We start from the raw sequence: 13,520 nt of genomic DNA on the forward strand, positions 1-13,520 counted from the left end.
AGGCCCGGCCGGATCCGCCCTGCGACCAGGCCGCGGCGTGCAGCGCGGCGGCGCGCGTCTCCTCCTTCAACCGGCCTCGGGGGGCTGGATCGGGGCCTGATCACCTTTCAGATCTGAGCAACAGCAGTACGGACTCCTCCGCCGCGGGTGCGCCGAGCCCGGATGCTCTGCTGCCCAAGCTCAGCGACTGGGATGTGACGATCCTGCGCCGTGTCGGAGCCGAGTGGGGCCAGGTGTTGGAGGCCCCTGAGGTCTGGCGGTCCGCGCTGCCGGTGGATCCCGATCTCGGCGGCTACCCGGACGCTGTGCGGCCGAAGCGCTTCGGCCGCTTCGTACGCCTGGTCGGCCGGACGCCGGCCGTGGAAGCCCGAAGCGCGGCGGAGGCCCCGCCGTCACCGCTCGGACGCGCCGGACACCACGTCCGGAGGTTGCTGCTGGGCCCTCCACTGTCGGCCACCGCGATCGCCACCGAGCGGAGGCGCAAGCTGGTGGCCCTGCCGGTCCTGTCGGCCGATGCCCTCTCCTCGGTCGCCTACGGTCCCGAGGCGATGCTGGCGGTCGTGGTGCTCGGCGGCGTCGCCGGGCTGAGACATTCCCTGCCGATCGCTGCGGTCATCGCCTTCATGATGCTCGCCGTCGGCGTGTCCTACCGCCAGACGATCCGCGCCTATCCGCACGGCGGCGGCTCGTACATCGTGGCCGACGACAACCTGGGACGAGTACCGGGCGTGGTCGTCGCCGCCGGTCTGATGATCGACTACATCATGACCGTTGCCGTCTCGATCGCCTCGGGGGTCCAGGCGATCACTTCGGCCCTGCCCGCGCTCGCTCCGAGCACGGTCCTGATCGGGGTGGCGGTGACCGTCGTCCTGCTGGTCGGCAATCTGCGCGGAGTACGTCAGGCAGGCACCGTCTTCGCGCTGCCCACGTACGCGTTCATCATCGCCGTCCTCGCGCTCGTGGCCACGGGACTGGCCGACGCGGCCGGCCACGGATTCAGGCCCACGCCGACGCCCCAACTGCCTGTCACCGAAGGCGTCACCCTGCTGCTGGTCCTGCGCGCGTTCGCCTCCGGGTCCACGGCCATGACGGGTATCGAGGCGATCTCCAACGCCGTACCGGCCTTCCGCCCCACGGAGTGGCGCAACGCCCGTACGACGCTGACCTGGATGGTGGTCCTGCTGATCGTCCTGTTCGCCGGCACGATCGCGCTGGTCCACCTCGACGGTGTCGTGCCGCGCGGCGACGAGACCGTGCTCTCCCAGCTGGCCCGCCGTGCCTTCGGCGATGGACTCATGTACGGGTACGTGCAGGCGGCGACCGCCGCCATCCTGCTGCTGGCCGCCAACACCGCCTTCAACGACTTTCCCCGCGTGCTATTCCTGCTGGCACGCAGCGGCCACGCACCGCGCATGTTCCTGCGCATCGGCGACCGGCTCGTCTTCAGCAACGGCATCATCCTCCTGGCGCTGGCCGCGATCGCGATTTTCGCCGGGTTCGCCGGCAACACCCAGTCCCTCATCCCGCTGTACGCCGTCGGTGTCTTCCTGGCCTTCACCCTGTCGCAGGCCGGCATGGTGGTGCACTGGCTGCGCCGCCGCGACCAGGCACACTGGCGCAAGAGCCTGGTCTTCAACGCCACCGGCGGCCTGCTGTCGGCGATCGTCTTCCTCGCCGCCGGCATCACGAAGTTCACCGAAGGCGCATGGGTGGCCGTCCTCGTCATCGGCCTTCTCACGCTGCTCGCCCTGCGCATCCGCCGCCACTACGACCTCTGCGCCAAGGCCCTCGCCCTGCACCCCCGGGCCATCGAACTGCCCAGGCAGTCCGCGCCGGGCTCCGCACGGCGATTGCGGCCCACTATCCAGCCCGCCGCTCCGGCGGACACCGAAGCGGAGGAAGACGAGAGCGAGGAATACCCCGAGGAAGTCGGCCACCTGCTCGTCGTGCCCCTCGCCCGGCTCGACCTCGCCGGTATGCGCGCCCTGGCATACGCGGCCTCCTTCGCACAACCGGTCCTCGCCCTGCACCTCAGCCCCACCGAGACCGAGGCGGAACGCTTCCGCGGCTACTGGGCGACCTGGGGCGACCACCTCCCGCTCGAAGTCGTCGTCTCACCCCACCGCGCGATCGTCGCCCCGCTGGTCCACTACATCGAGTCCCTGCACCACCAGCGACCCGATCTCACCGTGACCGTCGTCCTCCCCGAAGTCGTGGTACGCCACTGGTGGCAGCGCATTCTCCACAACCGTGCGGCGCCCCGGCTGCGGCGAGCCCTGCGGCCACTGCCGAAGATCGTCATCACCTCCATCCCGTTCCACTTGCCACGGTAGGACAGCTGGTTCAAGGTCCCTGGCACCGAGCCGACGCCGCCGTCGGCATGCACGGCCCGACGCACGAACTCGGCGTGGTGCATTGGCGTTGCGCCAGCGAAGGTCGGCGCGCGATGCGCAGGTCTGGACCAGGTGGTTCGGGTGGTGCGAGTTGCCGAGAGTGTCGCCCCGGACGTTGTTGCCCGCTGGGCGCGCCGGCCGCAGCGAGCCTGCTGGGGGAGGGGGCGGCAGCCGACCGGGCCGTGGTCCACCTGCATAGCCTGGGCGCACCTGCGGCCGTGGGCGCCGCCGCGTTCGCCTCTCCAGCGCGGTCATGGTTGCCGGACGCCTGAGCGGCGCGGTGGGAGGCGGGGGCAGTCGGACGTGGTGCATGCGTTACTGGGCTTGTCGGCGTGGTGTCGTCAAGTGGTTCGCCTGGGTTGCTCTTTGTCGGAAGGCGAGCACGACGCGAGGTGGACCACGGGCAACTCGATGGGCACGGCGGTCCGGCCCGCCTGGACGGACCAGGCTTGGCCCGTGCGTTCGTCGGCGAGGACGGTCTCGACGGCGGCGGCGACCTCGTCCGGATCGGCCAGCAGCAGCCCGCGTGCGAGCAGGGCGGCGCGCGCCGAGGCGAGGACGGGGGTGTCCACCAGCCCCGGGCAGACGGTGTTGAGACGGATACGGTCCGGTTCCAGCAGCGGTGCGGCCGAGCGGACCAGTCCGATGAGGGCGTGCTTGGCGGAGGCGTAGAAGACGTCGGGGGAGCCGGTCAGTCCCGCGATGCTGCCGGTGATGACGATGTGCCCGCCGCCCTGCCGCCGCATCCGGGGCAGCGCGGCGTGCAGGCCGTAGACGACGCCGTCCAGATCGGTGCGCATGGTGTCCCGATAGCGTTGGGGCGTGAAGTCGTGCAGTCCGCAGCGGCCGGCGATGGCGGCGTTGAGCACTGCCGCGTCCAGTCGGCCGAACTCCTCGACGGTGTACGCTACTGCGCGCTCGTTGTCGTCCGCCGAGGCGACATCGGTGGTGACGAAGCGTCCACCGCACTCCTCGGCGACACGTGCGGCGGCGGTGGTGTCGAGGTCGGCGACGACCACCTGCCATCCATGGCCGGCCAGCCGCCGCGCGAGGGCGGCTCCGATGCCCGAGGCGCCGCCGGTGATCAGCGCGACCGCGCTGCCGGCCTGCTCCCCGATCATGCCGACTGCCCGGTGCCGGCGAGCGGAGTGATCACCAGGCCGCGGCTGCGGAGCCCGTTGCGGCGCAGGTAGGAGCGCCCGAAGAACCGTTGGAAGGCGAGGATCGCCAGCACGGTGACGCCCAGCAGCACATCGTCGAGAGCCGGCACCAGGTCGACCGGCAGGGTCATCGCCAGGACGATCCGCACGCTGCTGTCGAGCAGACAGGCGACTCCCCAGAACGCGCTGCAGATCCACAACATCCGGCGGAAGGCCGGATACCGGTTCCAGTTGACTTCCAGCGTCCGCCGCCCGCCCTCGTCCACGACGATCCTGGTCGCCTCGTAGAGGAACGGCCTCCGGGACAGCAGCGTGCACAGCATCCACACGCCGATCGCGGCCATCCCCCAGCCGTTGCGGATCAGCAGCAGCCGCGGACTTCCGGTGACGAACGACATCGCGACGGTCAGGCCCATCGTGCCGAGCATGAAGAGCTGCAACCCGCCGATCCGGTGTTCGGAGACGATGCTGCGGACCGCACCGGCTACCGGGATCACGGCACCGGCCAGCAACGCGAGGAACTGGTTCACCCCCAGCCAGCGCAGACCGTAGAAGAGGGCGAGCGGAACGATCACATGGACCAGCAGCACACGGCTTAAGCCACCGCCGGTCCGTGCGGGGCGCTGCGTGCCTGAGCTCTCTGTCACAACACATCCTTCCGAGCACGGATTCTTGGGGTAGGTATCCGGGTGAAGGGGTCAGCCGGACCGGGTGGCCAGCGCGAACGCGGTGACCAGCTCGCGGGTGTACGCGTCGAAGTCCAGCCCCGGCTCCCCGCGCAGCCGCTGGGCGGCGGCGTCGACGGCACCACGGATCATCACCGCCATCGCACGGACGTCGAAGTCGCGGAACTCGCCGCTGCGCTGCCCCGCCGACAGCAGCTCCGTCAGCCCGCGCACGCTCGGTTCCTGCGCACTCTGCGACGTGTACGGCGCTCCGCCCGCATCCCGCACATGCGGTCCGATCTCGGTGAGCGCCACCATCTCCCGTGGGTGCTCGCGCAGGAACTGCAGGTTGGCCTCCAGGTAGGCGCGCAGCTTGCTCGCCACCGTCTCCTCGACCGCCATGCGGGCACCGATGAACTCCGCACCGGTGGTCACCACGTCCCGGACGATCTGGTGCATCAGATCATCCTTGTCGGCGAAGTGGTACGAAATCATCCGCGGGCTGCTCAGCCCGGCCTGCTCAGTGATCTTGGCGAACGATGCCTTGGCGTAGCCGAGTTCCGCGATCGTGTCGATCGCAGCCGCCACGATCTGCGCCCTCCGCGCCGCATTGGTGGACGTCCGCTCGCTCTGCACCAGGCCCCTCCTCGGGAGAAATTTATCTAGATAGATAAATGCTACCAGGGGTGGCCGCTGTCTGTCGGTGCGCCCTGGCCTCCGCCTGTGCGGACGGACGGATTCCGGTCAAGAGGTGGCAATGGTTTTCATCTGACGTTGAAGTGATAATCATTTTCATCTAGCTTCGGGGGCACCTGGCCGGAACGCATCACCGCGCATCCGGCGCCGCCCGAAGGAGTTCCCCATGAGTACCGCCCCTGCCGTCCCCGCCCGAGGTTCCTCCCGACGGTCCGTACGCAGCGCGCTCGTCACCGCGGTGGCCACCGTGACCGCGGTGACGGCGACCGCCTGCTCGACCTCCTCGCCGCAGGCCGGCGACACCGGCAGCGGTGCCCCGGCCGGCAGCGGCTCGGGCAGGACGGTCCAGGTGGTGGCGGCGGAGAACTTCTGGGGCAGCATCGCGTCCCAGCTCGGCGGCAGCCATGCGAAGGTGACCAGCATCATCACCAACCCGAACGCCGACCCGCACGACTACGAGGCGACCTCCGCGGACGCCCGCGCCGTCAGCAGCGCCCAGTACGTGATCGTCAACGGCGTCGGCTACGACGGCTGGGCCGACAAGCTGCTGTCGACGAACCCCGGCAGCGGGCGCACCGAGCTCAAGGTCGGCGACCTGGTCGGGGTCAAGTCGGGTGGCAACCCGCACCGCTGGTACTCCCCGGCCGACGTCCACAAGGTCATCGAGCAGATCACCGCCGGCTACAAGAAGATCGACCCGGCCGACGCCGCCTACTTCGACCGGCAGAAGAACACCTTCGAGACCACGACGCTGGCCCCCTACAACAAGCTCATATCGGACATCAAGGCGAAGTACGCGGGCACCCCGATCGGCGCTTCGGAGTCCATCGTCACCCCGCTCTCCGAGGGCCTGGGGCTGAAGATGCTCACGCCGGAGACGTTCCTGGACGCGATGAGCGAGGGCACCGACCCCACGGCCCAGGACAAGACCACCATCGACCAGCAGATCAAGAACAAGCAGATCAAGATCTACGTCTACAACTCCCAGAACTCCACGCCGGACGTGCAGGCGCAGGTGAAGGAGGCCAAGGCGGCAGGCATCCCGGTCGCCACCGTCACCGAGACCCTCGCCCCGGCCGGGGCCACCTTCCAGCAGTGGCAGACCGGCCAGCTCCAGGGCATCGAGCAGGCCCTGGCCAAGGCGACCGGGAAGTGAACTGACGCCATGAACGCGACAGCGAAAGCCCGCGAAGCCGGCACCGCCGCCGTCCCCGTGCCCCGGGAAGGCGGCCACGACACAGCCGCGAAAGCCGGAGGCGAACCGGTGGTCGCCCTGCGGGACGCCACCGTCCGCGTCGGCGGTCGCGTGTTGTGGTCGGGTGTGGACCTGCGCATCGGGGCCGGCGAGTTCACCGCCGTCCTCGGTCCGAACGGGGTCGGCAAGTCCACTCTGCTCAACGTCCTCCTCGGCGCCCGGCCCGTGGCGGCCGGTGAGGTGCGGGTGCTCGGCACCCGCCCCGGGCAGGCCAACGACCGCATCGGCTACCTGCCGCAGCGCCGCAGCTTCGACGCCGCCACGCGCATCCGCGGCATCGATGTGGTGCGGATGGGGCTGGACGGCGACCGGTGGGGGGTTCCGCTGCCGTTCCCCGTCGCGCGCCGCCGGGCCGAACGCGAACGCGTCGCCGAGGTCGTCGAGCTGGTCGGGGCGTCGGCCTATGCCCACCGGCCGATCGGGCAGTGTTCCGGCGGCGAGCAGCAGCGGCTGCTGATCGCCCAGGCGCTGGTGCGCAGGCCCGAACTGCTGCTGCTGGACGAGCCGTTGGACAGTCTCGACCTGCCCAACCAGGGTGCGGTGGCCGCGCTGATCGGGCGGATCTGCCACCAGGAAGGCGTGTCGGTGGTGATGGTCGCCCACGACGTGAACCCGATACTCCACCACCTGGACCGGGTGGTGTACCTGGCCGGGGGAGGGGCCGCCGCCGGCACACCGGGCGAGGTCGTCACCTCCGAGACGCTGACCAGGCTGTACGGCACTGCCGTCGAGGTGCTCCGGACCTCGGACGGGCGGCTGGTCGTGGTCGGCCAGTCGGAGGCACCCGCGGTCCACACCGACCGCCACGCGGCGCCCGGGGGCGGTCGTGCTGCCGGCTGACGCCAACTCCCCTGTGTGGTCGTGGAACCTCGTCGCCGACTTCCAGCAGATGTGGTCGTTCCCGTTCATGGTCAACGCCTTCCGCGCGGGCGCCGTCGTGGCCGTGGTCTCCGCGGTCGTCGGCTGGTTCGTGGTCCTGCGGCGGCAGACGTTCGCCGCGCACACCGTCTCCGCGGTCGCCTTCCCCGGCGCGGCCGGAGCCGTCCTGCTCGGGGTGAGCGCGGTCTACGGGTACTTCACCCTGTGCGTGGCCGCGGCGCTGGTCATCGCGGCGCTCGGACGGCGTGGCGGCGGTGCGGAGGAGTCCGCGCTCACCGGCACCGTGCAGGCGTTCCTGCTGGCCGCCGGGTTCCTCTTCATGGCCCTGTACAAGGGGCTGCTGGAGGGCCCGCAGACGATTCTCTTCGGCACCTTCCTGGGCATCACCGCCTCCCAGGTGACGGTGCTGGCGGTGGTCGGTGCCGTGGTCCTCGCGGTGCTCGCGCTGGTCGGCCGGCCGTTGCTGTTCGCCTCCGTCGATCCGCGGGTCGCTGCCGGGCGCGGGGTGCCGGTGCGGGCGCTGTCCGTCCTCTTCCTCGTCCTGCTCGGCGCGGCGACGGCCGAGGCCGGCCAGATCACCGGGGCGCTGCTGGTCTTCGCCCTGATGGTGATCCCGGCCGCCACCGCGCAGGCCGTCACCGCCCGCCCGGCTGCGAGCCTCGCTCTGGCCGTGCTGCTGGCGTTCGCCGCCACCTGGCTCGGACTGATCGCCGCGTACTACTCGCCTTACCCGTTGGGCTTCTTCGTGACCTCGTTCGCCTTCGCCGGATACGTCCTCACCCGGGTCGTGCGCGCCCTGCACGCAGCCCGTGGCCGCGTCGGGGCGCCGCTGTCCGCCAAGGAGGTGGCGGCATGACCGTCCTGCCGGCCGCCTCGCCGTTCGCCCAGCCGTTCTTCCAGCACGCGCTGCTCGCCGGTACCGCCATCGCCGTCGCGTCCGGGCTGGTCGGCTACTTCCTGGTGCTGCGCGCCCAGGTCTTCACCGGCGACGCCCTCAGCCACGTCGCCTTCACCGGCGCCATGGCCGCGCTCGCCTTCGGATACGACCTGCGCCTGGGCCTGTTCGCCGCCACGATCGCCATCGCGCTGCTCTTCGGCGCCCTCGGCCGCAAGGCCCGACCCGACGACGTGGTCATCGGCAGCGTGTTCTCGTGGGTCCTGGGCCTGGGGGCCTTCTTCATCACGCTGTACACGACCTCGCGCAGCACGGTGAACGGCACCGCCGGGGTCAGTGTGCTGTTCGGGTCGATCTTCGGAATCTCCGCGGGCAGTGCGGAGATGGCCGCCCTGGTCGCCGTCGGGGTCTGTCTGCTGATGCTGCTCATCGCCCGCCCGCTGGTGTTCGCCACCCTCGACGAGGCCGTGGCCGCCGCCCGCGGTGTGCCCGTGCGGTTGCTCGGCCTCGGCTTCCTCGCCGTGGCGGGGGCCTGCGCCGCCGAGGCCGCTCAGGCCGTGGGTTCGCTGCTCCTGCTCGGCCTGCTCACCGCGCCCGCCGGCGCCGCGGTCCGGCTCACCGACCGCCCCTACCGGGCCCTGGCCCTGTCCGCCGGTCTCGCCGTGCTGGAGATGTGGGCCGGGCTGTTCGCCTCGTACGCGGTACCGAAGATGCCGCCGAGCTTCGCCATCATGGCCGCCGCCACCGCCGTGTACGCGGCCACCTTCCTGATACGCCGCCCTGCCACCCCGACCCGGACCCCAGCCCTGCCGGGGCGTGAACGAAAGCACGGCGATGCCACGGAACCGACCGTACGCCGGCCTGCCGGCGCGTGAGGTGGCACTGATCGGCCGCCTCACGCAGCAGCGCGCCAACGTGCTGAAAGCCCTCATGGCGGTGGAAGGGTTCGTCGGCGCCCAGGCCCTGCACAGCCGGATGGCCGACGACGGCTCACCGGTCGGCCTGACCACGGTCTACCGCACCCTGAACGCCTTCGCCGACGCGGGCCGCGCCGACGTCGTCCGCGACGACAACGGGGAACGCCTCTTCCGCTACCGCCCCGGGCCGGACCACCGCCACTACCTGGTTTGCACCGCATGCGGCCTGAGCATGCCGGTCGACTCCGGCCCGGTGGAGGACTGGGTCGAGAAGACCGCCCGGACGTCCGGCTTCGCGAACGTCCGGCACACCGTCGAGCTCGCCGGCCTCTGCCCGGACTGCACCCAGGAGCAGGCACCGGCCCGCTGACGAAGCGGACGCGGACGGTCAGCGGCGGATCACGACAGGACGCCCGGCACGGCGCTCCTGCTCCCTGCGATACGGGGCTCCTTGGGCGGTTCGCGCGAGGGCTGCCCGGCCTGCGCGCGGGCGTGACCTGACCCGGCCCGGGCCCGGGCGTCAGCCGCCACGGCCTCTCACGCCGGGGTGTCCCGGACCCCGTAGGTGAGGTGCTCGATGTGGAAGACCGCCTCGTCCAGGAGTTGGGCCACGTGGTTGTCGTGAAGGCGGTAGACGATGCTGCGGCCGGCGCGCTCTCCGGTGACCAGGCCGAGGGTGCGCAGCAGGCGGAGCTGGTGGGAGACGGCGGACTGGTTCATGCCGACGGCGGCGGCGAGTTCGGTGACGGGATGCGGTTTGTGCCGCAGGGTGGTGAGGATCCGCAGGCGGGAGGGGGCAGCGAGCGCCTGGAGGGTGGCGGCGACCGCGGTGGCCGTGGCTCCGTCCATGGGGGCGGCTGCACCGACACCCGGCGGGGACGGTTCCGGGACCGTCCCCGCCGTATGCATCCGGCACTCCGGCCAGGGGCACGGGGTGCGCCGGTCGGCCGCGGCCTCACCGGCGTGCACGGCCCCGCCCCTGCCCCCGGGCACGGGTGCGTGCCGCCCGTGGCGGGGGGATGAACTGCAGTGCCAACGCGGGCAGGGGTTCGGCGATGCCGGGTCCGCCGTCGGCCGCCCAGCGCAGGATGTCGTCGTCGGCGGCGTCGCCCATCGCGAAGCCGATCCAGGTCGCGCGCCCGCCGCGGCGCCGGCCCTCGCAGGAGGGCTGGACCACGATGACGTTGGCCCGGTCGCAGGGTCCCAGGCAGTCGGTGGTGCGGACCGCGATACGGCCGCCGGATTCGGCGGCCGCGGCGCGGAGTCGGTCCAGTTGCCACTGATGGTCGTGGCCGGGGTGCTTGCGCGGGTTGCCGCAGCAGCATCCCCGGCACACCACCAGCGTGACGGGGCGGGTTCGGGCGGCGCCGAGCACCGTACGAGCGGTCACAGGGTCGTCCGCGAGGGCAGACGGTAGGCGCGGACCCGGCCGTCGCGGTGGGCACCGATCAGCAGGTGCGGGCCTGCCCAGGCCAGCGCCGCCACCGCCGCGTCGCCGTCCAGGGTGCGGGCCGGCCGCAGCCGGGCCTCGGGCCGTCCGGCGGTGGCCCGCCACAAGGCGATGGTGCCGTCGTCGCCCCCGGTGGCGAGGTGGCCTCCGGACGCGGGACGCCAGGCCAGGGCGGTGACGCTCTCGTGGCAGCGCAGTGAACGCGGCGCGGTGCCCGCCGGCCCCTTGCCGGAGAAGTCCCACACGGTCACGTCCGGGGCGCCGTCGGCGGCGAGCCAGAAGCCGGTGTCGTCGAAGGCGAGGCGGGCGACCTTCTCCGGGTAGCCGGACATGGTGAGTTCGCCCGCGTCGCGGGTGCGCCAGATGTGGATGGAGGCGTCCTGGTTGCCGCTGCAGATCCAGCGGCCGGTGGGTGCGACGGCCAGTGTCAGGTGCGAGCCGAGGTAGGGATAGGTCCGCACGGGCGCCGTCTGGTGGCGTTCGTGGCAGCGCACCGCACCGTAGGCGGCGACGGCGAGCCTGCGGCCGCCGCGCATCCAGGCCAGGTCGGTGACGGTGCTGGCGGCGGGCTCCGTGGCCCACAACTCCTCGCCGTCCGTGGTGAGCACGAGCGCGCGGCGGCCGGAGCCGACGGCCACCCGTTCGGTGTCGGCCCACCGGGCGACCGAGGACCAGGCACCGGTTTCCCTGACGGTGGTGCCGCCGTCGTGCCGGCTCCACAGCGCGTATCCGGTCGGACCGGTCGCCGCGACGTGCCCGGCGTCGGGGGACAGGGCCGCGTGCAGCGCGCCGCCGGGCAGGTCGACGGAGTGCGTCCGCTCCCCGGTGGCGAGGTCCAGGACGCTGCAGGTGCCCTCCGCTCCGGCCACGGCGACCAGATCGCCCTGCGCGCTCAGCGCCACAGGCGCGTCGTCGAGGCCGACGTCCCAGACGGTGCTCAGGCCGGCGTCGGGTGCGGTGACGCTCATGCGGCGGCTCCCGCGGTGGTCAGGCAGCCGGCGAAACCGCGTTCCAGTTCGGCCCGGTCGAGGTTGCGGCCGATGAAGACCAGCCGGTTGCCGCGGGGCTCGCCGTCGCTCCAGTCGCGCCCGAACTCCCCGACCAGCAGCATGTGCACGCCCTGGAAGACGTACTGCTTGGGGGCGTCGGCGATGGCCAGGATGCCCTTGGAGCGGAAGATGTCGGCGCCCTTGGTGCGCAGCAGGGTGCCGAGCCACTGGTTGAGCCGGTCCTCGTGGAGTTCGCCGGGCAGGTCGATGCCGACGGAGGTGACCGTGGTGTCGTGCTGGTGCTCGGTCTCGGTGAGGAAGGACGGATCGTCCTTGAGCACCCGGTCGAGGTCGAACGCCCCGACGTCCAGGACCCGTTGGAGATCGACCCGGGCGTGCTCGGCGGGGATGATCTCGACACCGGCGTTGATCGCGCGGATGCGGGAGACCACGTCGGCGACGGTGGCCTCGTCCACCAGGTCGGTCTTGTTCAGCACGATCCGGTCGGCGAAGGCGATCTGCTCGACGGCCTCGTTCTCCACGCCCTCGGGCTTCTCCTCGTCCAGGTGCTGCCGGACGTGTGCGGCGTCGACGAGGGTCACGATGGCGTCCAGCCGGAGCTGGGCGGCGATCTCGTCGTCCATGAAGAACGTCTGGGCGACCGGCGCGGGGTCGGCCAGACCGGTGGTCTCGATCAGGATGTGGTCGAACTTCTCCCGGCGCCGCATCAGTGCGCCCAGGATCCGGATGAGATCGCCGCGCACGGTGCAGCAGATGCAGCCGTTGTTCATCTCGAAGATCTCTTCCTCGGCGTCCAGCACGAGGGCGTCGTCGATGCCGACCTCACCGAACTCGTTCTCGATGACGGCGATCCGCAGGCCGTGCTGCTCGGTGAGGATGCGGTTGAGCAGTGTGGTCTTGCCCGAACCGAGGAAGCCCGTGAGGACGGTGACCGGGACGCGGTCGTCCACCGCTTCGGCGGTCTGGTCGGGTGCGGTCATGGCAGGTCAGGCTCCTTCGGGCACGGTGGTGAACAGGGTGCGCAGGTCGTCCTCGGTGACCTGCGCCGCGGGACGGTGCAGGGTCCAGCGCCGGCCCGGTCCGTCCATGGGCAGTACGGCGATGACGGTCTCCAGCGGCGGACAGCCGGGCTCGGTACAGGCGAGCTGCCGGATCACCACGGAGGTGTCCTCGTCCAGGCCGAGTAGGCGGCGCACGGCTTCCTTCAGCTCGGGCGGCGGCGCCGGCCGCCGGGACAGCTCACCGGGGAGCGGCATGGGTCTCCTTCACAGGACGTTGTCGAGTGCGGCGCGCATTCACATAAGGCCGCCCGTGGTGGCGGACGACGCCACGCGCTCACGCGGCCGGCGGTGCGGGGACGGCGATGGCTCCGCTCACGGCTGTGGCCTCGTCACCCCGACACCGTAGATGAAAATGAATTCCATGTCCATGTGGGTCGGCCGAGGCCGGAGCAGGTGGGCCGTGCGGCGCACAGCGCGAGCCAAGGCCGCGCTGATCGGCAGGCACCAGGATGACCGCTCGGATTCCGCGTCTGCGCAGGTGGTCACGGAGCACGTGGGACGAGTAGGCCTTGTCCGTCAGGACCACATCCGGCCGGTGCGCGGACGACCACGCCGTCGGGGAACGCGCAGGCGAGCCACTCCGCCCAAAGGGAGAGCTGGTGCCCCCCCGGAGGTGGGGCACCGGACGGTCAGAAGTGGCGGTTCTCCGTGGGCCGGTCGGCTTCGGTGGCGGCCTGGAGCAGCTCGGTGAGGTCGTCGGGTGCGGAGGAGCGCCGGTCGATCCACCACCCGGCGCGGGTGATGGTTCGAGCGGTCTCCTCGATCTTCTCCCACTCCGTCTCGCTGGTCTCGCCTTCGAGGGCCAGGGCCGTGTAGGCGGCGGCCAGGAGCTGGTGGCGACAGCGCACACCCCAGACGACGGCCCGCTCGGTCCCCTCCAGAGGCGGCATCCGGTACTGCTCCGACCAGGCGTCGGACTCGGCCTGCTCTGCGGCTCGCTTGGCATTCAGTCAGGCGGCCTTTTCCTGCTCGTTGCCCTCCTTGGCGGCCCGCCAGCAGTCGGTGCACTCCTGCTTGGCCAGCCACTCGGCGAAGCCCGCGCGCCGGTCGGCCGCCCGGTCGGAGAGGTCACGCTCGGCCTGGTGGCCGCACGAGTGGGTAATCTGCCAAAGCCTCTTCACAGCCATGGGAACTTCTCC

Annotated in this window: 14 protein-coding genes and 1 pseudogene; 6 read left to right on the forward strand and 9 right to left on the reverse strand. The window is 71.5% G+C overall.

Going from position 1 to position 13,520, the window contains the following annotated elements; translation table 11 throughout:
- Positions 1–194 precede the first annotated feature (194 nt).
- A complete protein-coding gene (locus MUU72_RS33980; protein WP_248017317.1) occupies positions 195–2,333 on the forward strand; it encodes an APC family permease in 2,139 nt (712 codons plus the stop codon).
- Positions 2,334–2,734: 401 nt separating this feature from the next.
- Here the strand turns inward: MUU72_RS33980 and MUU72_RS33985 are convergent, their stop codons facing one another.
- The 3 genes from MUU72_RS33985 to MUU72_RS33995 are packed head-to-tail and all read right to left on the reverse strand — an operon-like array spanning position 2,735 to position 4,854.
- A complete protein-coding gene (locus MUU72_RS33985) occupies positions 2,735–3,514 on the reverse strand; it encodes an SDR family NAD(P)-dependent oxidoreductase (RefSeq protein WP_248017318.1) in 780 nt (259 codons plus the stop codon).
- Positions 3,511–4,200, reverse strand: a complete 690-nt coding sequence (locus MUU72_RS33990; RefSeq protein WP_248017319.1) for a VC0807 family protein — start codon at positions 4,198–4,200, stop codon at positions 3,511–3,513. The genes MUU72_RS33985 and MUU72_RS33990 overlap by 4 nt, the downstream gene beginning before the upstream one ends.
- A gap of 51 nt (positions 4,201–4,251) precedes the next feature.
- The gene (locus MUU72_RS33995) at positions 4,252–4,854 is read right to left on the reverse strand and encodes a TetR/AcrR family transcriptional regulator (RefSeq protein ID WP_248017320.1); all 603 of its coding nucleotides are present in this window, start codon (positions 4,852–4,854) and stop codon (positions 4,252–4,254) included.
- Positions 4,855–5,080: 226 nt separating this feature from the next.
- On the opposite strand from MUU72_RS33995, the gene MUU72_RS34000 reads away from it, so the two are divergent.
- From MUU72_RS34000 to MUU72_RS34020, 5 genes are read left to right on the forward strand one after another with little or no spacing between them, the layout of a single operon-like run.
- The gene (locus tag MUU72_RS34000; RefSeq protein ID WP_248017321.1) at positions 5,081–6,070 is read left to right on the forward strand and encodes a metal ABC transporter solute-binding protein, Zn/Mn family; all 990 of its coding nucleotides are present in this window, start codon (positions 5,081–5,083) and stop codon (positions 6,068–6,070) included.
- 9 nt (positions 6,071–6,079) lie between these two features.
- Positions 6,080–7,009 (forward strand): metal ABC transporter ATP-binding protein, encoded by a 930-nt coding sequence (locus tag MUU72_RS34005; protein ID WP_248017322.1) that lies wholly within the window; start codon positions 6,080–6,082, stop codon positions 7,007–7,009.
- On the forward strand, positions 6,996–7,904 hold the full coding sequence (locus tag MUU72_RS34010) for a metal ABC transporter permease (protein WP_248017323.1): 909 nt from the start codon (positions 6,996–6,998) through the stop codon (positions 7,902–7,904). The genes MUU72_RS34005 and MUU72_RS34010 overlap by 14 nt, the downstream gene beginning before the upstream one ends.
- A complete protein-coding gene (locus MUU72_RS34015; RefSeq protein ID WP_248017324.1) occupies positions 7,901–8,818 on the forward strand; it encodes a metal ABC transporter permease in 918 nt (305 codons plus the stop codon). The genes MUU72_RS34010 and MUU72_RS34015 overlap by 4 nt, the downstream gene beginning before the upstream one ends.
- Positions 8,778–9,230, forward strand: a complete 453-nt coding sequence (locus tag MUU72_RS34020; RefSeq protein ID WP_248017325.1) for a Fur family transcriptional regulator — start codon at positions 8,778–8,780, stop codon at positions 9,228–9,230. The genes MUU72_RS34015 and MUU72_RS34020 overlap by 41 nt, the downstream gene beginning before the upstream one ends.
- Positions 9,231–9,397: 167 nt before the next feature.
- On the opposite strand, the gene MUU72_RS34025 is transcribed toward MUU72_RS34020, so the two are convergent.
- The 6 genes and pseudogenes from MUU72_RS34025 to MUU72_RS34055 form a co-directional block, all read right to left on the reverse strand.
- On the reverse strand, positions 9,398–9,709 hold the full coding sequence (locus MUU72_RS34025; RefSeq protein WP_282505355.1) for an ArsR/SmtB family transcription factor: 312 nt from the start codon (positions 9,707–9,709) through the stop codon (positions 9,398–9,400).
- Between the two features lie 106 nt (positions 9,710–9,815).
- A complete protein-coding gene (locus MUU72_RS34030) occupies positions 9,816–10,250 on the reverse strand; it encodes a (2Fe-2S) ferredoxin domain-containing protein (protein WP_248017327.1) in 435 nt (144 codons plus the stop codon).
- On the reverse strand, positions 10,247–11,278 hold the full coding sequence (locus MUU72_RS34035) for a WD40 repeat domain-containing protein (protein WP_248017328.1): 1,032 nt from the start codon (positions 11,276–11,278) through the stop codon (positions 10,247–10,249). The genes MUU72_RS34030 and MUU72_RS34035 overlap by 4 nt, the downstream gene beginning before the upstream one ends.
- Positions 11,275–12,300: a CobW family GTP-binding protein gene (locus tag MUU72_RS34040; protein ID WP_248017329.1), complete on the reverse strand. Its 1,026-nt coding sequence runs from the start codon at positions 12,298–12,300 to the stop codon at positions 11,275–11,277. Before MUU72_RS34040 ends, MUU72_RS34035 begins: the two co-directional genes overlap by 4 nt.
- Before the next feature lie 6 nt (positions 12,301–12,306).
- The gene (locus tag MUU72_RS34045) at positions 12,307–12,576 is read right to left on the reverse strand and encodes a hypothetical protein (RefSeq protein WP_248017330.1); all 270 of its coding nucleotides are present in this window, start codon (positions 12,574–12,576) and stop codon (positions 12,307–12,309) included.
- A 434-nt stretch (positions 12,577–13,010) separates the two neighbouring features.
- Positions 13,011–13,508 (reverse strand): annotated as a pseudogene (locus tag MUU72_RS34055) (hypothetical protein).
- Positions 13,509–13,520: the final 12 nt, after the last annotated feature.

This window comes from Streptomyces rhizoryzae (assembly GCF_023155275.1).
Lineage (GTDB): Bacteria > Actinomycetota > Actinomycetes > Streptomycetales > Streptomycetaceae > Streptomyces > Streptomyces rhizoryzae.

Coding starts and splice junctions, on each gene's coding strand:
- MUU72_RS33985 (WP_248017318.1), bottom strand. CDS start 3,514: ATGATCGGGGAGCAGGCCGGCAGCGCGGTCGCGCTGATCACCGGCGGC.
- MUU72_RS34000 (WP_248017321.1), top strand. CDS start 5,081: ATGAGTACCGCCCCTGCCGTCCCCGCCCGAGGTTCCTCCCGACGGTCC.
- MUU72_RS34005 (WP_248017322.1), top strand. CDS start 6,080: ATGAACGCGACAGCGAAAGCCCGCGAAGCCGGCACCGCCGCCGTCCCC.
- MUU72_RS34015 (WP_248017324.1), top strand. CDS start 7,901: ATGACCGTCCTGCCGGCCGCCTCGCCGTTCGCCCAGCCGTTCTTCCAG.
- MUU72_RS34020 (WP_248017325.1), top strand. CDS start 8,778: ATGCCACGGAACCGACCGTACGCCGGCCTGCCGGCGCGTGAGGTGGCA.
- MUU72_RS34025 (WP_282505355.1), bottom strand. CDS start 9,709: ATGGACGGAGCCACGGCCACCGCGGTCGCCGCCACCCTCCAGGCGCTC.
- MUU72_RS34035 (WP_248017328.1), bottom strand. CDS start 11,278: ATGAGCGTCACCGCACCCGACGCCGGCCTGAGCACCGTCTGGGACGTC.
- MUU72_RS34040 (WP_248017329.1), bottom strand. CDS start 12,300: ATGACCGCACCCGACCAGACCGCCGAAGCGGTGGACGACCGCGTCCCG.
- MUU72_RS34045 (WP_248017330.1), bottom strand. CDS start 12,576: ATGCCGCTCCCCGGTGAGCTGTCCCGGCGGCCGGCGCCGCCGCCCGAG.